Origin of the sequence: Mesorhizobium sp. LNJC391B00 (assembly GCF_000502535.1) — a bacterium.
Lineage (GTDB): Bacteria > Pseudomonadota > Alphaproteobacteria > Rhizobiales > Rhizobiaceae > Mesorhizobium.
In genome coordinates, this window is the sequence record NZ_AYWI01000003.1 from 583,634 (window position 1) to 603,828 (window position 20,195).

Sequence of the window (20,195 nt, forward strand, 5' to 3'; positions counted from 1 at the left end):
CTCAATGACGATCAGGCTTGTTCTCGCCGGTTGCGGCAATATGGGTTACGCCATGCTTTCGGGCTGGCTGAAATCCGGCAAGCTTGCCCCGCAAGCCGTGTTCGTGGTCGAGCCCAATGCCGAATTGCGCAAGCGCGCCGAGCACCTCGGTTGCAGTGTCGCCGCGGGCGCGAACGGGATCCCCGCCGACGCAGAGCCCGACCTCGTCGTCATCGCCGTCAAGCCGCAGGTGACCCGCGACGTCACCGCCGCCTACAAGCGCTTCGGCGACGGCAGGACCACCTTCGTCAGCATCGCCGCGGGCACGCCGGTCGCCACCTTCGAGCACATACTCGGCCATCTCGCGCCTGTTATCCGCTGCATGCCCAACACGCCGGCCGCGATCGGCAAGGGCATGATGGTGGTCTATTCCAACCCGCTGGTGACCGACGACATCAGGCGTTTCGTTGCCGAGCTGCTGTCGGCGAGCGGTGTGGTGACGACGATCGACGACGAAGGCCTGATGGACGCGGTGACGGCGGTTTCGGGGTCCGGTCCGGCCTACATCTTCCATTTCATCGAGGCGCTTACGGTTGCAGCCGAGAAGGCCGGGCTGCCGACCGAGACCGCCAGGCTGCTTGCCATGCAGACCGTCTATGGCGCTGCTGCACTCGCTGCCGAAAGCGGCGAGGAGCCCGGCGTCCTGCGCCAGCAGGTGACCAGCCCCAACGGAACCACGGCAGCCGCCCTTGCCGTGCTGATGGGCGAAGACCGGCTGACGAAGCTGCTGACCGAGGCGGTGGAAGCCGCGCGGCTGCGGTCGGTGGAATTGGGGAAGTAAACCGTTCGCGATACGTCAGGGCTGTAGGTGGCCCGTGTGCTCCTGCCTTAGCCCCGGGCCAACCGTATCAGCCCCACTTCATTTCACCCTTGGCGACCTTTGCTCCCAGTTCCAGCGACGAGACGTCAAGAAGATCAGGATAGCGCCGCTTCATCGCCGCAATCAGTTCCACGCTGGATTTCGATTTCCCGGCTTCCTCGTTGAAGGCTTCGAGGTAGGCGCGGGTGAATTCCACGGCCGCAAGACCGTCCGGCGCGCCGGCTACCTGATGGGACGGCACCACGATTTTGGGTTTGCGCGCCGTGATTTCATCAAGCGCAGCAATCCATTTTTTATGGTCGTCTACGGTTGGTTCGTCGGCAACCCAGACATGCACGCCCGACGAGATCAGCACGCCGCCGAACACGGCTTCAAGGGTGGGCACCCAGAGATACCGCCGGTCTTTCAGATCGGCGACGGTGACGATCTCGATCTTGTTTCCTTCGATTTCAAGTGAGGTGATATCGGAAGCCTCGGGAATGACGACATCCGCCAGAACCTTCGGTCCATTGTCCTTGAGCTGTGGGCTCCAGACATCCAGCTTGGCTTGCACATTGGCTTTGATGGCCGCAACCGTTGCGCCGGCCGCGATGATCTTGGCGCCGGGGAAAGCATCCGCGACGGGACGGAGGCCAAAATAATAGTCAGGGTCGCTGCAACTGACATAGATCGTCGTCAGGGTCTTGCCCGTCGCCTTGATCGCATCCGCGACCGCACGGCCATCGGACAGGGTAAATCCACCGTCGAGGAGGATGGCTTCTTTTTCCCCGGTCAGCAGCACCGGCGTGCGGCGGAAACCATTCTCGTCAGCCTGAAAATAGGTCCATTCCAGCTTGGCGGCGGCCCTGGCTGCAAAAGCCAGAGGCTGAAGCATGGCAACCATGCCCGTTGCCAGAAGGGTTTTCATCGTCTCGCGTCTTGTCCAAATGGTTTGCAAGATTTCAATCCTCAATGGGGGTTCAACTGATCGTTCGGAGATTGCCATCTCGGCATCGTTTGAAAAACCCGGATCAAAGAGACAGACTGTATGAATGGATCATTACAATGGCAGCCGATGGGTCTGCGCCGTCAGCACGAGCGCAATGACCAGGCGTGTTGCGCGAGCAGGTCAAAAGCCCCATGGCGCGACCGCGGCAGCATTTGGCCTGCTGGGCGGGAGCGGCTGACGAAGCTGCTGACCGAACCGTGAACTGGGGAGTAGGATCAGGCCAGATCGGTGTGGGAAAAGTCTTTCCCTTTGTAGAGCAAGGGCATCCCACGGCTTTTTGCCGAGGCATATGACAGGCAGTCAGCGAGATTGAGCTGAGCCGGGTGGCCGCGACCTTTGCCATAGTTCGAAAAAGCCTGGATCGCGAGCTTGGCATCACCGATTTCGATCGGAACCACCTCGATCTCGGCCTCACGCAGGAACTCCTCTATCGCCTTTTCGGCGAAGAGCGGCTCCACCACCAACTTCGATGAAAGCCGCATCGCCGCTTCGAGCACGACCAGCGGAGATGTGATCCGTATCGAGGCCTGCCCGATCCGGCGGCTCCAATCGGCGGCGTCTTCCTCTCCGGCGAGGACAGCGATCACCACCGAGGTTTCGATGAACATCAGGAATGTCCCCACATCTCGTCGATCTCATCCTTAGTCAAATCCCTGCCACCGCTTCCCGCCTTGGCCTTCAGATCGTTCGATATGGCGGCCAGCCGCTCAGCCAGCGGAACTCGTTCACGTTCGCGCTGAAGCTCGGATTCGAGCGCTTCGATCACCGCTTCGGTCAAGGAAATCTTTCGCTTTTCGGCAAGCTGCCGGGCGAGGTCACGGGCGCGCGGGTCTCTGATCTGGAGATTCATTCTGGAAGCCTCCGTTCGCTGTCACTACAATATAGTGATCTTGTCATGACAAAGCCAGAGAGCTGGCCTGTTCATGCCATCTCAGCCCCGTAGAGCAAATCATCCTGCAGCTTCCGCAAAGCGAACAGCCTGGTAGTGCGGTCGGGCGTAGCATTGTCGGCGGTGAGCAGTTCGCCCTTCCTCACCGGTTTCAGCACCTTGCCGCCTTCGAGCAGGCCGACCGGCACTGCCAGATTGACGCGCGCCTCTTCGACGGTCATGGTCCAGGAGCGGTAGCAAGTCTCGCCGATGGCATCGAAGGTCTCGCCCGTGGCGAGATCGCGCTTGGCCACCGCGCAGACTTCGGCCACCGGCTTCGGCAGCGGCACCATGTCGGGGCGGCCGTAGAGCATGATACGGGCCGCCGTCAGCGGCACTTCCAGCGAGGTCAGATGATACGGCCGGAAGAAGCTGTAGTAGGGGCCGTGGCCTATGTGCAGGTCGTCCATGCGCTCGACGATGCGCGGATGCGTCGCCTCGACGATGACGAACACGCCGGGCGCCACGCCCTTGCCGATGGTGTAGTCGACAACGCCCTTCTTCGACAGGATGCCGCCATCCGCCTTCGGGATGAGCACCTTGGCCAGCTGATCGCGGTCGGCCTTTGGGCCGTGCATGCCGGGAACGTCTGGGACCAGCCCGGTGGCGTTGGCGATGGCGCACATCTCGACCATGGTTTTCGAGCCGTCGACGAACTCGACCAGCATGCGCGGGTTCATGTTGCGGCGAAGGGCTTCCTCGCGATAGTCATCCGGAACGGCATCGTGGTTGAGCGGGTTGTTCTTGCCCTTGCCGGCCGAGACGATGGTGTAGCCGAGCGCGGAGGCGAACTCGATCAGCTCCATGCAGCTCGACGGCTCGTCGCCGGCGCCGACCGAATAGACGACGCCGAGCCGGTCTGCCTGCTGCTTGAGGTAGCAGCCGATCGTGACGTCGGCCTCGACATTCATCATCACCAGATGCTTGCCGTGCTCCATCGCCTTCAAGTCGAAATCGGCGGCGACACCAGGCTTGCCGGTGGCGTCTATGACGACGTCGATCAGCGGATTGGTGACCAGCATCTCGTTCGTGGTAATGGCGATTTTGCCCGCCTCGATCGCCGCGGTGACTTTCGAGCCCCTGTCCGCCTCGACCGCCATCGCCTCATCGCCATAGGCGATGCGGATGGCGTCACGGGCGGTGTGCGGGCGGCGTGTCGAGATGGCCGCGACCGAGATGCCGGGCATCAGCATGCCTTGCGTGACCAGGTCGGTGCCCATTTCGCCGGAGCCGATGACGCCGATGCGCACCGGGCGGCCCTCGGCGGCGCGCCTGGCGAGATCGCGGGCCAGTCCGGTCAGGGCGACATTGGTCATGCAAGCGTGTCCACGGCTTCTTGATTGCAGGCGGGAATAGCAGGGAACGGCCCCGCTTTGCCAACGAAACCAGCGGACGGCGGCAATTTCTCCGGCAACAGGCCCGACAGGTGAGGCCAACCCCGGTAGAGGCTGATTGACCCGCCTCGGCGTCAAACCACCCTGATATAGCTCGTCATCCCGGTTTTCTGATGTTCGATGATGTGGCAGTGCAGCAGCCAGTCGCCGGGATTGTCCGCGACGAAACCGAGCTGAACCTTCTCGTTGGGCTGCATGAGATAGGTGTCGGAGATGACCGGCTGAACCTGGCGTGTCGACGACGACAGCACCTTGAAGCTCATGCCGTGCAGATGCATCGGATGCGATTGCGGCGTCAAATTCTCCATGTCGATGACATAGCTTTTGCCGAGCTTCAGCTCGGCCAAAGGCGCGGTCGGGTCCGGCGTGTCGCCCGGCCACGGTACCTTGTTGATGGCCCAGAAGGAGTAGCCTAGCGTGCCGCATATGCTGTCGCTCGGCACGTTTTCCGCCGTGGCGCTGAGCGAGAGCGCGATGTGTTTCGCGCTGGCGAGATCCACCTCCGGCACCGGGTTGGCTTCCAGCGGTGCGAGGTCGCGCAAATCGCGCTTGAGCGAGCTGCCGGTGGCGCGCAAGGTGGCGAGGACCTTGGGTTTGGTGCCTCTGATGTCGCCCAGGCTGACGATCGCGCCCTCCTGGTCAGGCATGCGAATGGCGAGCTCCATGCGCTGCCCCGGTCCGAGCAGCAAAGCATCGGGCGCAAAACGCTGCGGCACCGGATTGCCGTCCAGCGCGATGACCGCGGCCTCCCCACGCTCGACGCGAAAGGCGTAGATGCGGGTGACATCGGTGATGGCGACCCGCAGCCGCACCAACCCGCCGGCCGGCGCGTCGAATTGCGGCTGGTCGAGCCAGTTGGCGGTGCGCACCGTGCCATAGGTTCCGGTTTTTGCGGCATCGCGCGGCCGGAATTGCTGGATGAACTGCGCGTCGTCGCCGAGGCGCCAGTCGCGCAGGTTGACGACGGCTTCGGCGTCGAATTTTGGATCGTTGGGGTTCTCGACCACGATCACGCCGGTGAGGCCATGGCCCATCTGCTCCAGCGTGTTGCAATGCGGGTGATACCAGAACGTGCCGGCGTCGGGCGGGGTGAAGGCGTAGTCGAAATGATCGCCGGTATAGACGTAAGGCTGAACTAGGAAGGGAACACCGTCCATCTTGTTTGGAACGCGAATGCCGTGCCAATGGATGGTCGTCGGGTCGTCGATGGCGTTGACGAGACGCGCGGCAAAGGGCTCGCCTTTTTTCATCCGCAGTACAGGCGGCATGCCTGATTCACCATACGTCAGGACATCCCGGGTCTCGCCCGCATCCATGAACCTGGCCTGGATCTTTGCCGTCTTGAGCACCACCGGCTCAGGTGTGACAGCTGCCCAACCGCTGAGCCTGGTCATTGCTGCCAGCCCGACGCCGCCACCGCCGGCAACCGCAGCCGTTTTCAGAAGCCCGCGGCGGGTGAATAGGGTCATCTGGCGCTCCAACGGAATATGATTACCTGTCGTCCTGAATGACGGGTGGCGACCGGCGCACAAGCCGATACTGCCACATCGCATCTCTGTCATGCCATGGCGAGCCGGTGACATCTGCTTGCGCAACAGCGTGAACGCTGGCGTGCCCACCATTCGCCCGCATCCGGGAGCGCGGGCTCGGATTAATGCAACTCGGCCAGCAACGCCTGTGCCTCGGCGAGGTTCTTTTCGGAACCGGCGGCGAGATCGTCCATCTTCTTGTCACGGAAGATGACGAGCGCGTCCTGGCATGCGGCGATCGCTTCCTGTGCCATCGCCTTGTCCTTGTGGGCGGCGCCCAGATCGACCAGCACGTCGCACAGGCTGTCCTGCGTGAAGGCGACAGCCGGCACCGAATTGATCTTCTTTTGCACCACGATCGCCTCGCGCAGGACCAACACCGCCTCCTCGAAATGCGCGACATTGTTTTCGGCGCGGCCGGCCATGGTCAAGGCATAGCCCATCTCGTTGCGCGCATTGGCCCAACGTTCGGGATCGCGGTCGCGACCGAGCTGCTCGGCAAGCGCCCGGTTGACGACAATCGCCTCCTCGTACAATTCAGCCGAAGGCTCGCGGGCCGCGATCATGCTCAGCGTCTGCGCGAGACTGGTCTGGTTGGTGATCCAGAGATCGGGATCGCGGGCGATCGTTCGCACCGTGGCGAGGTCGCGGTAGATCTGAGCGGCTCGTTTCAGCTTGCCGACATCGTTCGCCCAGTAACCAAGACTCGACAGCCCGCCGGCGAGATTGTTCTGATTGTTCTCCCAGACAGCCAGCGCATTCTCGCGCGTTACCACGCTGAGCGCTGCGTCATAGGCGGCAATCGCGCGGGTGAGCAACTCGACGTCCTTGCCGTCCGCGGCCATCAGCAAGGCATTGCCGATATCGGCCTTGGTGCGCGCCCATTGCATGCGGTCGGGAAAACCGTCGTAGATCCGCGCTGCCGTCTCGAAGCTCTGCACGGCCTTGGCGTAGAACGTGGCGTCGCCACCAATCCGGCCCTGGCTGTAGAGGGCAAAGCCGAGGTCGTAATTGATATTGGCCCACTCCTCCGGGTCGGCGTCCTTGGAGTAGGCGGGGAGCGCGGCTTCCAGCATGTCGGCTGCTTGCGCCAGCAAGTCCAGGTTGGATGTATTGTCGCCCAGGATCGACAGGGTCTGGCCGAGTACGCGCCGCGTTTGGCCGATCTCCGTGACATCACCGCCTTTCGTCTGCCCGTCGAGCGCCGCCCGCAGCGCGTCGACCGATTGCTGCAGCAGTTGATCGTCAGAGGCCAGCTTGCCTGACATCATCAACGCGCAGCCGAGGCGGAATTCCGTCTTGGCCCAATTGACTGGGTCCTTGTCGCGGGTGCGAACCCTGAGCACCTGACCGTAGACATCGATCGCCTGCCGCAGGGTCGAGATGTCCCCCGCGCGTTCGCCCCAGTTCGATAGCGTGCCTGCAAGGCTGTAGCCGATCGAAGCGAACTCGCCCGGCGCGGCGGTTGCGGTATAGACCTCCCATGCCTGATGATACGCGGTCACCGCCTGAATGTAGTAATCGGTTCCCGTATCGAGATCGCCGAGCGTGTCGTTGACCGATCCCAGATTCTGCTGCAGCGAAGCCCAGTCAAGCGGCAGTTTCTCACGCGGATATTCGGACAGAGCGGCCTGGTACGCGGTGGCTGCCTGCATCAGCAGTTCCTTGTTCTTCTGCTTGGCGCCGAGGCGCTGCAAGGCGTTGCCGAGCGTCAGCTGGCCGTTGGCCCAGCTCGCCGCGGCGTGCTCGCGCGTCCAAACCGTAAGCGATGCCAGGGCGGCGTCGCGCGCCTGCTCAAGCGTGGCGACATCGCCGTTAATGGTTCCGATCGATTCCAGCGCCGTGCTCAGATTATTCTGGATTGTCGCCCATTGCGCCGGCGCGCGTTCCCTGGTCATTTCGCCGGTCGCCGCCTGATAGGCAGCAACCGCCTGCTGCATGGTCGCGATATCCTTTTCGCGCTCACCGAGGCGGTAGAGCGCAGCACCCAGATTGACCTGGCTCAGCGCCCAGTCGAGCGGCACGCGCTCTCTGTTGTATTCCGTCAATGCCGCACGATGCGCTTCGATTGCGGCGCGAAAACTGTCCGATGTGGTCTGGCGTTCGCCGATCTCGGACAGCACGATGCCGAGATTGTTCTGCGTCGCCGCCCATTCAAGCGGCAGTTTTTTCGACGACTGTACCTCGAGCGCCGAGCGGAAGGCCGCGACTGCCCGCTCAAGCAGTGCCGTCCCGTTCTCGCGCTGGCCGAGCCGCCAGTAGACCGTGCCCAGATTGCCATAGGTCGATGCCCAGTCGTCAGGGTAGGCGTCATGCGTATAGACGGTCAGCGCCTGCTCATAGGCGGCAGCTGCCTTGTCGAGGTTGTCGCGGCCGGCTTCCCGTTCGCCCAAAGTAGCAAGCGTGGCGCCCATATTGTTCTGGGTGGCCGCCCAAAGCAGCGGCAACTTTTCGCGGGTGACATAGGTCAATGCCTGTTCATAGGCTGTCAGGGCCTGGGCGAGATACGCATTGTCGCCGGAGAAGTCCCCTTGTTCCGACAGAGCGTTGGCCTCTGCCGCCTTGTAGTAGAACGCATCTTCGTCGCTCCATTTCGCGGCCTGCTCATAGGCCTTGGCGTAGTCCTGAGCCGCCTCCTTGAAGTTGAAGGAAATCTCGTAGGTTCTGGCGCTGCTGGCGAAAACCTTTGCGAATTCGAGCCGCTTTGCCTTCAGCTCGGCCTCGGCCTGGTCGACCGTAGACGAAAGTTCGCCGATGCGGGCCTTGGCCTGCTCGTTGAATTTCTGCGCCGCTTCGAGCGCGCCTTCCTGAACCGCCTGTTCGGCGAGTTTCGATAGCCTGGCAATTTCGGGGTCCGGGTTTTTCAAAGTCTCGCGTTCGGCCAACACGTGTTTCAGCCGTTCGGTCTGGCCACGCAGCAGCTTGTCGAGCTCAGCCGGATCCTTGGGTATGTCGACCCCGAGCGCCTTCAGCATGGCGTAAAGCCCATCCATCGGCACCTTGCCGTCACGCGATATGGTTTCGATCTGGCGGCGCTCCGGATCGGGTAGCGTCGAGATGGTCAGCAGGAGCTGGCGCCGCTCCCTGAGGATTTCGCCCTCATCGCCTTTCGGTGCCTCGGCGGGGGTACCGAAATAGAGCAGCCGGCGCAGGCTCTCATTGACCCAGGGCCGCTGCTGGCCGTTGGTCTTGAGATAGACCTCCTCGCCGATCATGCGCAGAACGGTGCCGAATTCCTCGCCGCCCATCGTGTCGATGTGGCGCAGGATCGCTGCCGCATAGGGGCTGTTGCCATCGGCCGGACCGTCCAGCGCAACCTTGCCGGGCTCGGCGGCAAAGGCGATGACCTGGCCGAGGCTGCCGTCGACCGAGCCCTTGGCGTCGGCGCCGCCCTTCAGGGAAACCACGCCGCGCGTTTCCCCGAGACCGCCGGCGCCGATCGGCTTGCCTTGGTCGCCCGGCGCCAGCTTCAGGAGCGTGCCCGGCGGGAACGGATCGTTGCGGCAGGCGTCCAGCAGAACGATGGTGACCGGCACCTTGGCCTTCAGTTCGGCGACGATGGACGACAGCGGCACCAGCTTTTCGCCGGCATTGTCGAGCGCCGAGATATCGGCATCGACAGGGACCAGATAATTCTCGCCGCCGGCTTCGATGCCGTGGCCGGAATAGTAGATGATGGCGACATCGGCGCCCTCGGCATCGTCGACGAAGCCTTCGAGATCGCGCCGCAATTTGCGCGCGTCGCGGTTGGTGGCGACATTGGTCTCGAAGCCGAGCCTGTCGAACATCTCCTCGATGGCGCGGGCGTCGTTTTCCGGATTGGGCAGTTTGCCGACATGCTGGTAGTCGGACTGACCGATGATGAGCGCGACGCCTTTCAGCGCCTTCGGCTCTTCAGCCAAAGCGGGGCCAAACGCGCATAGGCACACCAGTGCTGCGGCAATTGCCGCGCACATGCGCCCTGTCGCACCTGCCGTTCGCCCAAAGAGCATTCTCTACCCCAAAACCCGACGCTATCTTCCGCAGGCGAGATGGCATCATGATGGCCGGCCGATGGCAAGTCCTTGGGCGAGCTGTGTTCTTGTCGTGGATATGCGTACGAGGAGGCTGGCTTTCAGCGTGCGAGCGGTAGTGTTCAGCATGCCGGATACGGCCAGACCGGCCTGTTCGTGAGTTGACAGGTCCGGACTTGTTGAGCAGTCGTCCGGCCCCGTAGAGCCTCTTTCTCTCAATGTTTCCGGGCGAGGCGCCACGGTTGGATGCGCGGGATTGGCACTTTTGCGTCAGCCGGCTTTTTTGGTCCGCAACGAGACCCGGACTTCGCGACTGCATCTTTTTAAATCAAAGGAATGAACTGGTGCTGCGAGAGAGGATTGAACTCTCGACCTCTCCCTTACCAAGGGAGTGCTCTACCACTGAGCTACCGCAGCCGCTGATGGCGGGGCTTCTGCCATATAGAACCGGCAAGCGCAAGGCGTCTGTGAAAGGCTTTGCCAGACAAGTTTCGCTGACATGGCGGCGCCACAATGCTAACTATCCCTTGAACGGCAGGCCCTGCCAGTTGCGGGCGGGACGGAACGATGGACGAGAAGACAATTCCACCGAAAAAGGCTGATCCGGAAAAAAAGGACGGGACTGACCGCAAGGACCGTCTGGCCGAGCAGTTGCGCGCCAATCTCATGAAGCGCAAGACGCAAGCGCGTTCGCGGCGCACCGGTGACGCTGACCAGCGCCCGGAAGGCCTGGCGGCTGCTGAAAAAATGCACAAGGACTGACCGATATCGGCCACACTGGCCGGCCAACTTGGCCAACGGGCTCAGGAATCTTGAACCAAGCCGGCCAATGGTCTAGACGGGCCGATACGCAAACTGACGAAAACCGGCCTTTCGGGCCGAGGGGACATTCTCTCATGGATCGCATCAGAATTGTCGGCGGCAACAAGCTCGCCGGAAGCATTCCGATTTCGGGCGCGAAAAACGCCGCTTTGCCGCTGATGATCGCCTCGCTGCTCACCGACGACACGCTGACGCTGGAAAACGTGCCGCATCTGGCCGATGTAGAGCAGCTGATCCGCATTCTCGGCAATCACGGCGTCGACTATTCGGTCAACGGCCGCCGCGAGAAGCAGAATGAGGGCTATTCGCGCACCATCAATTTCTCGGCCCGCAACATCGTCGACACGACCGCGCCTTACGAGCTGGTGTCGAAGATGCGGGCATCGTTCTGGGTGATCGGCCCGCTGCTGGCCCGCATGGGCGAGGCGAAAGTGTCGCTTCCCGGCGGTTGCGCCATCGGCACGCGGCCGGTCGACCTGTTCCTTGAAGGCCTGCAGGCGCTGGGCGCCGACATCGATGTCGACACTGGTTATGTGCTGGCCAAGACCAGGAACGGCCGCCTCGTCGGCAATCGCTATGTGTTCCCGAAAGTCTCCGTCGGCGCCACCCATGTGCTGATGATGGCGGCGGCGCTCGCCAAGGGCGAGACGGTGCTGGAAAACGCCGCCTGCGAGCCCGAAATCGTCAACCTCGCCGAATGCCTCAACGCCATGGGCGCAAAAATTTCCGGCGCCGGCACTCCAACCATCACCATCGATGGCGTCGAATCGCTGTCGGGCGCGCGCGTGCGCGTCATCCCCGACCGCATCGAGACCGGGACCTATGCCATGGCTGTGGCCATGACCGGCGGCGATGTCGTGCTCGAAGGCGCCCGCCCCGAGCTGCTACAGACCGCGTTGGATGTGATTGCCCAGACCGGTACCGAGATCACGCCGACCAACTCCGGCATTCGCGTTAAGCGCAACGGCGCCGGCATTTCGCCGGTCGACGTCACGACGGCGCCCTTTCCGGCCTTCCCGACCGATCTGCAGGCGCAGTTCATGGGCCTGATGACCATGGCCAAGGGCAAGTCGCGCATCACCGAGACCATCTTTGAAAACCGCTTCATGCATGTGCAGGAACTGGCCCGGCTCGGCGCCCACATCACGCTGTCCGGCCAAACGGCGATCGTCGACGGCGTCGCCAAGCTGAAGGGCGCACCCGTCATGGCGACCGATCTGCGCGCCTCGGTGTCGCTGGTCATCGCCGGTCTGGCGGCCGAAGGCGAAACGACGGTCAACCGCGTCTACCACCTCGACCGGGGTTTTGAGCGGCTGGAAGAAAAGCTCTCCAATTGCGGCGCGGTGATCGAGCGGATTTCGGCTTGACCGCACGGCAGTTGCTTCAGACAGACAGGCGTCTGGTGCTGCCTCCATTCACCGCCAACACTTCAAACCCGAGGCGCTAGCCTCGGGTTGAATTTGTGTCGCGGTTGCACCGACCGGAAAGACCGCCTAACAGAAGGCTGAAACCAACTTTCAGGTGTGCATTCGGCATGGCAGCCCTCAAACTCATTGCGCTCGACGATCAGGATCTGAGCATCGTCTCGGCTCACGTCCAGGACGCCGTGATGAAGGTCTCGGATCTCGAATACCTGCCTTCGGCCAAGCGTTTCATATTGACCATGAACCGCTTCGTCTGGGAGGCGAAGTCCGGGCTGTTCAGCAAGCACAATGAGCGGCGCCAGGCGGTGTTGCATTTCGACCGCGTGCTCGGCGCCAAGACCAGCGGCATTGCCCGCGATCGGCCGGCCGAGGTGCTGTCGCTTCTGGCAATCAGCTTTATCGAAATCAGCAAGCCGGCCGGCATCGTCGAATTGGTCTTTTCCGGCGGCGGCGCGATCATGCTCGACGTCGAATGCATCGAGGCGCGGCTTGCCGACATAGGCGGCGCCTGGGAAGCGACCTCGCGTCCGGTGCACAGGGTGTAGAGCATGATCCCAAAAAGTGGGTGCCGGTTTTTGTTGGACAAAACGGGAATCGTTTGTCCAGAGATCATGCTCCAACAAAGGGTTAGATCGTGATGAGATTTCAACCAAGTCTCATCACGATCTAGACGCAGCCGATGGCCATTACGCTTATCCAGTCCGATGCCGGTTTCGAGCAGCGTTTCGCCGCCTTCCTGACCACCAAGCGGGAGGTATCGGAGGACGTCGACACTGCCGTGCGCGCCATCATTGCGCGGGTTCGTGCCGAGGGCGACGCTGCCCTGGTCGACTACACGCTGAAATTCGACAAGGCCGACCTCAATAGCCTCGGCATCGCCGTGTCGAAGGACGACATCGCGCAGGCCTACAAAGACGCCGATCCGCAGACGGTCGAGGCGCTGAAATTTGCCCGTGACCGCATCCGATCCCATCACGAGCGACAAATGCCCAAGGACGATCGCTATACCGATGCCGCCGGGGTCGAGTTGGGTTCGCGCTGGACGGCGATCGAGGCGGTCGGGCTCTATGTGCCGGGCGGCACGGCAAGCTATCCAAGCTCGGTGCTGATGAACGCCGTGCCGGCCAGGGTGGCGGGCGTCGAGCGCATCGTCATCGTCGTGCCGGCGCCGGGCGGCATCATCAATCCGCTGGTGCTGGTGGCCGCCGATATATCAGGCGTTTCAGAGATTTACCGCGTCGGCGGCGCGCAGGCGATCGCCGCCCTTGCCTATGGCACCGAAACGATCCGGCCGGTCGCCAAGATCGTCGGGCCCGGCAATGCCTATGTCGCCGCCGCCAAGCGCCAGGTGTTCGGCACGGTCGGCATCGACATGATTGCCGGACCGTCTGAAGTGCTGGTCGTGGCCGACGGCAGCAACGATCCCGACTGGATCGCCGCCGATCTTCTGGCGCAGGCCGAGCACGACGTGTCGGCGCAATCGATCCTGATCACGAACGATCCTGCGTTCGGAAAAGCAGTCGAACAGGCGGTCGAGCGCCAATTGCTGAGCCTGCCGCGCGCCGAGACGGCGGCTGCCAGCTGGCGCGATTTCGGCGCGGTGATCCTGGTGGAGACCATCGAAGCCGCGCTGCCGCTGGTCGACCGCATCGCCGCGGAACATGTCGAGCTTGCTATCGACGATGCCGAAGGCTTCCTGGCCAGGATGCGCAATGCAGGTGCTGTGTTTCTGGGACGCCATACGCCCGAAGTCATCGGCGACTATGTCGGCGGCTCCAACCACGTGCTGCCGACGGCGCGTTCGGCGCGCTTCTCTTCGGGCCTGTCGGTGCTCGATTTCGTCAAGCGCACCTCGATCCTGAAGCTCGGGCCGGAGCAGCTGAGAGCACTTGCGCCGGCGGCGATTGCGCTGGCCAAGGCGGAAGGCCTCGACGCGCATGGCCGCTCCGTCGCCATCCGGCTGAACATGTAGGCGGCGATGGCGGACGGCGATCAAACCCGCGCAAGGCTGATCGATGTCGAGCTCGACGAGTCGATCGGCCGTTCGACGCCCGATGTCGAACATGAGCGCGCGGTGGCGATCTTCGACCTGATCGAGGAGAACAGCTTTCAGCCGGTCAATGATGACGGCGCCGGGCCTTATCGGCTGAAGCTGTCGCTGGCCGAATCCCGGCTGGTGTTTGCGGTCGCCCGAGAGGATGGTGCTGATGTCGTCACCCATATCCTGTCGCTGACGCCGCTCAGGCGCATCGTCAAGGACTACTACCTGATCTGCGAAAGCTATTACGACGCCATCCGCTCCTCGACGCCAAGCCATATCGAGGCGATCGACATGGGCCGGCGCGGCCTACACAATGAAGGCTCGCAGACGTTGATGGACCGGCTTGCCGGCAAGATCGACATCGACTTCGACACGGCGCGGCGGCTGTTCACGCTGGTCTGCGTGCTGCACTGGCGGGGTTAGACCTGACTGGGGCGCCCCGCTCGATCCTGTTTTTGTGCGGCATGAACGCCGTGCGCTCACCGATGGCCGAGCAGCTGGCGCGGCGCATGCTGCCGCCGGCCACTTTCGTCGCCTCTGCCGGCGTGCACAGGGGCGAGCGCGATCCGTTCGTCGACGCGGTGCTGGCCGAAGAGGGCCTGACGCTGGGCGAGCGCCAGCCGCGCTCGATGGACGATCTCGAGGACGATTATTTCGACCTGATCGTCACCCTGGCGCCGGAAGCCCACCACGCCGCGCTCGAACTCACCCGCTCGCTTGCCGTCGACGTCGAATACTGGCCGATGCCGGATCCGACCGATGTCGGCGGCAGGCGCGAGCAGATCATGGCCAGCTATCGCGACGTGAGAGAACGGCTGAGAGCGCGCATCAGCCGACGTTTTCTGCTTCCGGAGGTAAAAAACGCGGCGGATTGATGCATGTCGCTCAAAAGCGGTCCCGGTTTTGAGACAACGACATGCATAAAACGAAAGCTTGGAGCGCGTCGCATATGACGCGATCTAAGCGTGTTCACAAGCGCACGATTATCATATAGGTTCCGCCGAAATTCCGGCCTGGGCGCTCCAGGGCGCCGGAACTGCAATCCAAGCAAAGGTATCGAATGCCGAAGGAAGAAGTCCTCGAGTTTCCGGGTGTCGTGACGGAATTGTTGCCCAACGCGATGTTCCGGGTGAAGCTCGAAAACGAACACGAGATCATCGCCCATACGGCCGGCCGCATGCGCAAGAACCGCATCCGTGTGCTGACCGGCGACAAGGTCCTGGTCGAGATGACGCCCTATGACCTGACCAAGGGCCGCATCACCTACCGTTTCAAGTAACAGTCCGGCGCGAACCGCGATGAGCATCCTGCAGAAGCTCGTGCTTGCCTCTGGTTCGCCGCGCCGGATCGAACTGTTGCAACAGGCCGGCATCGAGCCGGACCGCGTGCTGCCGGCCGATGTCGACGAAACGCCGCTGCGCGCCGAACATCCGCGCTCGCTGGCCAAGCGGCTGTCGAAGGAAAAGGCCGAGAAGGCTCTGGCCTCGCTGAAAAGCGAGGAAGACTATGCGCCGGGCTTCGTGCTGGCCGCCGATACGGTGGTCGCGGTCGGACGCCGTATCCTGCCCAAGGCCGAGACGCTGGACGACGCCGCCAATTGCCTTGGACTGCTTTCGGGCCGTTCGCACCGGGTCTATTCCGGCATCTGCCTGATTACGCCGGGCGGCAAGCTGCGCCAAAGGCTGGTTGAATCCAGGGTTCGCTTCAAGCGGCTGCCGCGCGAGGAGATCGACGCCTATGTAGCCTCCGGCGAATGGCGCGGCAAGGCCGGCGGCTATGCCGTCCAGGGTCTCGCCGGGTCGTTCGTCGTCAAGCTGGTCGGCTCCTACACCAACATTGTCGGCCTGCCGCTCTACGAGACAGTGGCGCTGCTTTCGGGCGAAGGCTTCAAGGTCCACACCAGCTGGCATACCGCGCGGCCATGAGCCTGGACGATAAGGTCACACCACTGCGCCCGAAGCGCCCCTGCCCCGAATGCGGCAAGCCGTCGGCGCGCGAGACCTATCCGTTCTGTTCGAAGCGCTGCAAGGACATCGACCTCAACCGCTGGCTGAAGGGCGCCTATGTCATCACCGCGCGGGATGACGAGGACGAGAGCGACGAGCCGAAGTAGGGTTTGGGCGGTGCCGGCCGCGCAATTCCACTTCGCCGACCTTACGCAATTGCTGCTTTGCCGGCGTCGGTATTGTCTGCGACAATTGCCCCGGAAAATCAGCGCTTAGGCGCTGGACAGGCCGAATTCCCGTGCTATAACCCACGCGCTTTCAAGGGGTGCCCCACGGCGCTTTCCTGAAATCCGGTCAGGCGATGTCTCGTTTGCCGGCGAGGCCCAGATAGCTCAGTTGGTAGAGCAGCGGACTGAAAATCCGCGTGTCGGTGGTTCGAATCCGCCTCTGGGCACCATCCCCTCTTCTCCCGACACTCCGTTTAGCCGAACCGTCTACGCTGCAGCTTCTGCAAGCGACTGGAATTATTGATCTTTTGCTGTCGCATTGCGCAATTAGGCGTGACAGAGAGCGCTTCGGGCGCATTTGATCCAACGAGGCGGGGGGATGGTATTTCCGTTGGTATTCGACATCCTGATGGTATCGAAACAGCCAAGGGAGACCTGACGAATGGCCCTATCCGACGTGAAATGTCGAAACGCCCGCCCTGCTTCCAAACTCGCGAAATTGTCTGACGGGGGCGGGCTGCAGCTATGGGTACAGCCCACGGGCTCTCGCCTCTGGCGGCTCGCCTACCGCTTTGACGGCAAGCAGAAACTGCTCGCGCTGGGCAGCTATCCCCTTATCTCTCTCGCCGAGGCACGGGAGGCGCGCGATGATGCTAAAAGGCTCCTGCTAGCTGGCGTCGACCCTGGAAAGGAACGCAGCTTGCGGAAGGCCGATTCGGCAAAGGACTCCTTTCGCTCAATCGCGGACGAATATGTTGACAAGTTGAAGAAGGAGGGACGTGCCGACCGGACGATCAGCAAGGTCAAATGGCTGCTCGACTTTGCCTATCCGATAATCGGCGACAAGTGCATTCGGGAGATCGAGCCGGCCAGCATCCTTACCGCCCTCCGTCGCGTGGAGGTTCGCGGTCGGTATGAGTCGGCCAGGCGGCTGCGCTCCACCATCGGCAGCGTGTTTCGATACGCGATCGCGACCGCACGCGCCGAGACAGATCCGACCTTCGCCCTCAGAGGCGCACTCATCAGTCCGAAGGTAACGTCTCGCGCCGCGATTACCGATCCGAAGGCCTTGGGCGGTTTGCTGAGGGCGATCCATGCATTTGACGGACAGCCTACAACCCGAGCCGGTCTGAAGCTGATAGCGCTGCTGTTTCCCCGCCCAGGCGAGCTTCGCGCCGCTGAATGGGAAGAGTTCGATTTTGAAAGCTCGGTGTGGACGATCCCTGAAGCACGCATGAAAATGCGACGGCCGCACCGCATACCCCTATCAAAGCAAGCGATTAGCGTCCTGACTTCACTGAGAGAAATCTCTGGTGATGGATCGCTGCTGTTTCCTAGTGTTCGATCGGCTTCGCGTCCGATTTCCGACAATACCCTTAACGCCGCACTGCGTCGTATGGGTTACAGCAAGGAAGAAGCTACCGCGCATGGTTTTCGAGCAACGGCATCAACTCTGCTGAACGAATGCGGCAAGTGGCATCCGGACGCGATAGAGCGGCAGCTGGCCCACATTGAGAACAACGACGTTCGGCGCGCCTACGCCCGGGCAGAGCACTGGGACGAGCGCGTCGAGATGATGCAGTGGTGGGCCGATTATCTGGATGAACTCAAGAGCAAAAACCTGCGGGTGATCTCAATCGAGGGACGCCGCAAGCCTGCTGTCCACACACCAACGCGACCATCCACTTTGAACCCAACAGCGGCCGTTCATCAAACGCCGATACAAATCTCCAACCGCCGGAAATCATACTGACCGTCGAAAAACGCCACAACTCGACGCCAAATCGTAGGCCCGCATTGTCAGATTTTCCGGAGAGAAAGTTGACCGCGTTCGGCGGGAAGCTGCCGTTCTGCAGCCGACCCATTTCCGTCATTCAAGCTGCCGATGGCCGGTTCCGAAACCGGCCATCTACCCGGCCCGGGGCCGCGCGCTATTAGAGCGAGAATCCCGTGGGCAGTGTGCGGTCCGTCCGTTTCGCCGGCATTAGTCCGTGGATCCGCTATCCCCGCCCGACTTTAACCTCCACAACCTTCCTCTCCATAGATCCGGGACAAGCCCTTGATGCGCGTCGCGATCGCGTCGACGAGGCGACCAACGATCTCATGGATGATCCCCTCCTGGCGAAGCTCTTGGGCGCACTCCGATGCCATATCGGGCATCACCGCGAGCTGATGGCGGATCGTCCGCACCGTGTACTCGCCGCCAACCTTTGCTGAGGACGCACAGCGCCCCCAGTGGCGCGGCATGATCTCCTCGATGGGATAGACTCTGTCGATCTTCATCGCCAGTTTAAGGTCGCGCATCTCAGATTGGATCTCTCCCCCGAGGTGCGGCAGAATGGAGGAGATGTCGTAGAGCGGAGCTAGGCGGGCCTCGCCCTGGGCTCCGAGCAGCATCGAGTAGTTCTTTGCATGCGCGTCCGTGCCGGCGATGATCCAGTTGAAGACGTTCGCGGCCATGAAGATCTGACGGTCTTGGACGGGGTCGAGGGAGGCCGACAGCACCTTTCTGGAGATCGTCGTGATACCTGGCCCACCCTGGTTCTCGTACTTGAGCGTCGGCATCACCGACAGGGCCTGGCACATGTCCTCCTGATGGATGCGGATGGTCTTGCCCTCGTTGTTGCGGCGGTCGTAGCGCTCGATAACGATTGCCTTTTCGCCTGCGAAGGCGAGAACCTGGCTATGTGCAGCGTCCATGCCGAGCTTGGATGCAAGCTGCAGGCAGAAATGCTCGTTCTCGGTATGCCCGTGCAAGTGCGGCAAAGGCGGCTTGAAGATGTGTGTCGTGGGCGTGTCGCCTAGAGGGATCCCCCAGCGATTGCTGCCCTTATCGAAATGGAACGCCGTCTTTGCCTGCGCACCAGCGAGACTGAACTGACCAGGATCGCCGATGCGCCGGGTCGCTGCACCATCCTTGCGCAGATCGCGCAGGCGGTCGCCGATCTGCGCCTCGGTGAGCAACTCCACGTTCTCGCCGCGGGAAATCTGGTCGCCACGCGAAAGGAACTGGACGGCGCCGGCGCAGTCGCGGCCGACATTCTTGAGCAGGGCAAACGGGTTTCGGGCGGAGACCTGGAACCTCTGCGCCCATCTGGCGAGGGTCTGCTCATTATCCGGCAGTAGGCCCCAGAGGAATGCCTCGACGACCTTGCCCTCGTAGGTCCTGGTGATCGTCGGCATGGACAGGGAGAGCGGGATCGCCACCCGGCCTTCCATCCATGCCTCGTGATAGGAGAACGAAAGCTTGCCGCCCTGCAGGTGGTGGAGCCCCCCAACCGGTCTGCCAGCGATATAGACGTCGAGGGTGTCGATCGGGTTCATCATGATCATCGTCATCTAGAGCTTGTAGGGAATCTCGTCGTCGTCATCGTCGACATGCCGTTCATCGGCATTATGATGATGATCAGCCGACGTCGGCGCCGGCGGGATCTGAAAGTCCATCTCCACACCAAGCGTGGTCAGCGCCAGCAGCACGTTGCCGATCTCGGCGCTGGGCTTGCCGTTCTCGATCCACGACACCCACGTCTGCGTCGTGGTGATCATTTTGGCCAAGGCAGCCTGTGACAGGCCGCGCCGGGTGCGGGCCTCCTTGATCAGGATTCCAATGTCGCGAGCTGTTCTGATCTTCATGGCGTATACGATTTCTGTATGAGCTAGCCTGATATACGCGCGTATATGACGGGTGTCAATATACGCTACTATATCAATTTAACGCTATATAGGTTCAAATATCGGCAACCTTCATATACCATCATTGCGCCACGCAACAATGTGCGATCGACCTTTCGCCACGGTACCATCGAGAATGACCGCTGGTCGAGAACTCAACAACTTGTCGGGGCCGGGACCGGTCTGGTCCGCTATTCAATTACTGTTGGCGAGAAGCTGTCATTCAGCATCCGGTCTGGCGGCATCGTGACAAGATCGATTTTTGTCCGAAGAGAACGAGGCCGGCCGCAAGAAAAAGCCACGGCTTTTATGCACTTATTGTCTAGCAGGCTTAGTTGTTCCCCTGAAACTT

General features: G+C 62.1%; 19 protein-coding genes and 2 tRNA genes. 12 read left to right on the plus strand and 9 right to left on the minus strand.

The genetic code is table 11. The features are described 5' to 3' along the window. Window positions 1–4 precede the first annotated feature (4 nt). Entirely contained in the window at window positions 5–820 is an 816-nt protein-coding gene (gene proC, locus X750_RS154355; RefSeq protein WP_023747212.1) for a pyrroline-5-carboxylate reductase, read from the plus strand. A 67-nt stretch (window positions 821–887) separates the two neighbouring features. Here the strand turns inward: proC and X750_RS154350 are convergent, their stop codons facing one another. The 7 genes from X750_RS154350 to X750_RS154325 form a co-directional block, all read right to left on the minus strand. Next, on the minus strand, window positions 888–1,787 hold the full coding sequence (locus tag X750_RS154350) for an MBL fold metallo-hydrolase (protein ID WP_023747213.1): 900 nt from the start codon (window positions 1,785–1,787) through the stop codon (window positions 888–890). 275 nt (window positions 1,788–2,062) lie between these two features. Next, the gene (locus X750_RS154345; RefSeq protein WP_023747214.1) at window positions 2,063–2,455 is read right to left on the minus strand and encodes a type II toxin-antitoxin system VapC family toxin; all 393 of its coding nucleotides are present in this window, start codon (window positions 2,453–2,455) and stop codon (window positions 2,063–2,065) included. Then, entirely contained in the window at window positions 2,455–2,697 is a 243-nt protein-coding gene (locus tag X750_RS154340) for a type II toxin-antitoxin system VapB family antitoxin (RefSeq protein WP_023689347.1), read from the minus strand. Before X750_RS154340 ends, X750_RS154345 begins: the two co-directional genes overlap by 1 nt. A gap of 71 nt (window positions 2,698–2,768) precedes the next feature. Further along, complete coding sequence (locus X750_RS154335) at window positions 2,769–4,091, minus strand: NAD(P)H-dependent oxidoreductase (RefSeq protein WP_023747215.1); 1,323 nt, start codon at window positions 4,089–4,091, stop codon at window positions 2,769–2,771. Between the two features lie 152 nt (window positions 4,092–4,243). Continuing rightward, window positions 4,244–5,638, minus strand: coding sequence for a multicopper oxidase family protein (locus tag X750_RS154330; protein WP_023747216.1), 1,395 nt, complete (start codon window positions 5,636–5,638; stop codon window positions 4,244–4,246). A 182-nt stretch (window positions 5,639–5,820) separates the two neighbouring features. Then, on the minus strand, window positions 5,821–9,654 hold the full coding sequence (locus X750_RS1000000163655; RefSeq protein ID WP_210164061.1) for a caspase family protein: 3,834 nt from the start codon (window positions 9,652–9,654) through the stop codon (window positions 5,821–5,823). Between the two features lie 399 nt (window positions 9,655–10,053). Beyond that, a tRNA-Thr gene (locus tag X750_RS154325) sits at window positions 10,054–10,128 on the minus strand. 150 nt (window positions 10,129–10,278) lie between these two features. Between X750_RS154325 and X750_RS154320 the strand changes: the two genes are divergently transcribed. From X750_RS154320 to X750_RS154270, 11 genes are all read left to right on the plus strand, one after another. After that, on the plus strand, window positions 10,279–10,473 hold the full coding sequence (locus tag X750_RS154320; protein WP_023732387.1) for a hypothetical protein: 195 nt from the start codon (window positions 10,279–10,281) through the stop codon (window positions 10,471–10,473). 134 nt (window positions 10,474–10,607) lie between these two features. Continuing rightward, window positions 10,608–11,900, plus strand: a complete 1,293-nt coding sequence (murA, locus tag X750_RS154315; RefSeq protein WP_023727782.1) for a UDP-N-acetylglucosamine 1-carboxyvinyltransferase — start codon at window positions 10,608–10,610, stop codon at window positions 11,898–11,900. Between the two features lie 167 nt (window positions 11,901–12,067). Continuing rightward, window positions 12,068–12,502, plus strand: a complete 435-nt coding sequence (locus tag X750_RS154310) for a DUF2948 family protein (RefSeq protein WP_023681909.1) — start codon at window positions 12,068–12,070, stop codon at window positions 12,500–12,502. A 134-nt stretch (window positions 12,503–12,636) separates the two neighbouring features. Continuing rightward, window positions 12,637–13,929 (plus strand): histidinol dehydrogenase, encoded by a 1,293-nt coding sequence (gene hisD, locus X750_RS154305; RefSeq protein WP_023747218.1) that lies wholly within the window; start codon window positions 12,637–12,639, stop codon window positions 13,927–13,929. Window positions 13,930–13,935: 6 nt separating this feature from the next. After that, window positions 13,936–14,421 (plus strand): UPF0262 family protein, encoded by a 486-nt coding sequence (locus X750_RS154300; RefSeq protein ID WP_023669283.1) that lies wholly within the window; start codon window positions 13,936–13,938, stop codon window positions 14,419–14,421. Next, entirely contained in the window at window positions 14,409–14,873 is a 465-nt protein-coding gene (locus X750_RS154295; RefSeq protein WP_084567121.1) for a low molecular weight phosphatase family protein, read from the plus strand. Before X750_RS154300 ends, X750_RS154295 begins: the two co-directional genes overlap by 13 nt. Window positions 14,874–15,058: 185 nt before the next feature. After that, entirely contained in the window at window positions 15,059–15,277 is a 219-nt protein-coding gene (infA, locus tag X750_RS154290) for a translation initiation factor IF-1 (protein ID WP_006200926.1), read from the plus strand. A gap of 19 nt (window positions 15,278–15,296) precedes the next feature. Continuing rightward, the gene (locus tag X750_RS154285) at window positions 15,297–15,923 is read left to right on the plus strand and encodes a Maf-like protein (RefSeq protein ID WP_023747220.1); all 627 of its coding nucleotides are present in this window, start codon (window positions 15,297–15,299) and stop codon (window positions 15,921–15,923) included. Next, complete coding sequence (yacG, locus tag X750_RS154280) at window positions 15,920–16,111, plus strand: DNA gyrase inhibitor YacG (RefSeq protein WP_023669280.1); 192 nt, start codon at window positions 15,920–15,922, stop codon at window positions 16,109–16,111. Before X750_RS154285 ends, yacG begins: the two co-directional genes overlap by 4 nt. A gap of 214 nt (window positions 16,112–16,325) precedes the next feature. Beyond that, window positions 16,326–16,401 (plus strand) — tRNA-Phe (locus X750_RS154275). Window positions 16,402–16,613: 212 nt separating this feature from the next. Then, entirely contained in the window at window positions 16,614–17,924 is a 1,311-nt protein-coding gene (locus X750_RS154270) for an integrase arm-type DNA-binding domain-containing protein (RefSeq protein ID WP_023747221.1), read from the plus strand. A 263-nt stretch (window positions 17,925–18,187) separates the two neighbouring features. Here X750_RS154270 and X750_RS154265 read toward each other — a convergent pair whose 3' ends face one another. Further along, the gene (locus tag X750_RS154265; RefSeq protein ID WP_050588757.1) at window positions 18,188–19,510 is read right to left on the minus strand and encodes a type II toxin-antitoxin system HipA family toxin; all 1,323 of its coding nucleotides are present in this window, start codon (window positions 19,508–19,510) and stop codon (window positions 18,188–18,190) included. Then, window positions 19,511–19,804 (minus strand): helix-turn-helix domain-containing protein, encoded by a 294-nt coding sequence (locus X750_RS0132495; RefSeq protein WP_023689355.1) that lies wholly within the window; start codon window positions 19,802–19,804, stop codon window positions 19,511–19,513. It abuts the gene before it with no gap. Window positions 19,805–20,195: the final 391 nt, after the last annotated feature.

What these genes read in the sequence shown, in the direction of transcription:
- X750_RS154330 (WP_023747216.1), bottom strand. Translation starts at nt 5,638, where the DNA reads ATGACCCTATTCACCCGCCGCGGGCTTCTGAAAACGGCTGCGGTTGCC.
- X750_RS1000000163655 (WP_210164061.1), bottom strand. Translation starts at nt 9,654, where the DNA reads ATGTGCGCGGCAATTGCCGCAGCACTGGTGTGCCTATGCGCGTTTGGC.
- X750_RS154345 (WP_023747214.1), bottom strand. Translation starts at nt 2,455, where the DNA reads ATGTTCATCGAAACCTCGGTGGTGATCGCTGTCCTCGCCGGAGAGGAA.
- murA (WP_023727782.1), top strand. Translation starts at nt 10,608, where the DNA reads ATGGATCGCATCAGAATTGTCGGCGGCAACAAGCTCGCCGGAAGCATT.
- proC (WP_023747212.1), top strand. Translation starts at nt 5, where the DNA reads ATGACGATCAGGCTTGTTCTCGCCGGTTGCGGCAATATGGGTTACGCC.
- X750_RS154340 (WP_023689347.1), bottom strand. Translation starts at nt 2,697, where the DNA reads ATGAATCTCCAGATCAGAGACCCGCGCGCCCGTGACCTCGCCCGGCAG.
- X750_RS154335 (WP_023747215.1), bottom strand. Translation starts at nt 4,091, where the DNA reads ATGACCAATGTCGCCCTGACCGGACTGGCCCGCGATCTCGCCAGGCGC.
- X750_RS154300 (WP_023669283.1), top strand. Translation starts at nt 13,936, where the DNA reads ATGGCGGACGGCGATCAAACCCGCGCAAGGCTGATCGATGTCGAGCTC.
- X750_RS154310 (WP_023681909.1), top strand. Translation starts at nt 12,068, where the DNA reads ATGGCAGCCCTCAAACTCATTGCGCTCGACGATCAGGATCTGAGCATC.
- infA (WP_006200926.1), top strand. Translation starts at nt 15,059, where the DNA reads ATGCCGAAGGAAGAAGTCCTCGAGTTTCCGGGTGTCGTGACGGAATTG.
- X750_RS154265 (WP_050588757.1), bottom strand. Translation starts at nt 19,510, where the DNA reads ATGACGATGATCATGATGAACCCGATCGACACCCTCGACGTCTATATC.
- hisD (WP_023747218.1), top strand. Translation starts at nt 12,637, where the DNA reads ATGGCCATTACGCTTATCCAGTCCGATGCCGGTTTCGAGCAGCGTTTC.
- X750_RS154285 (WP_023747220.1), top strand. Translation starts at nt 15,297, where the DNA reads ATGAGCATCCTGCAGAAGCTCGTGCTTGCCTCTGGTTCGCCGCGCCGG.
- X750_RS154270 (WP_023747221.1), top strand. Translation starts at nt 16,614, where the DNA reads ATGGCCCTATCCGACGTGAAATGTCGAAACGCCCGCCCTGCTTCCAAA.
- X750_RS154320 (WP_023732387.1), top strand. Translation starts at nt 10,279, where the DNA reads ATGGACGAGAAGACAATTCCACCGAAAAAGGCTGATCCGGAAAAAAAG.
- yacG (WP_023669280.1), top strand. Translation starts at nt 15,920, where the DNA reads ATGAGCCTGGACGATAAGGTCACACCACTGCGCCCGAAGCGCCCCTGC.
- X750_RS0132495 (WP_023689355.1), bottom strand. Translation starts at nt 19,804, where the DNA reads ATGAAGATCAGAACAGCTCGCGACATTGGAATCCTGATCAAGGAGGCC.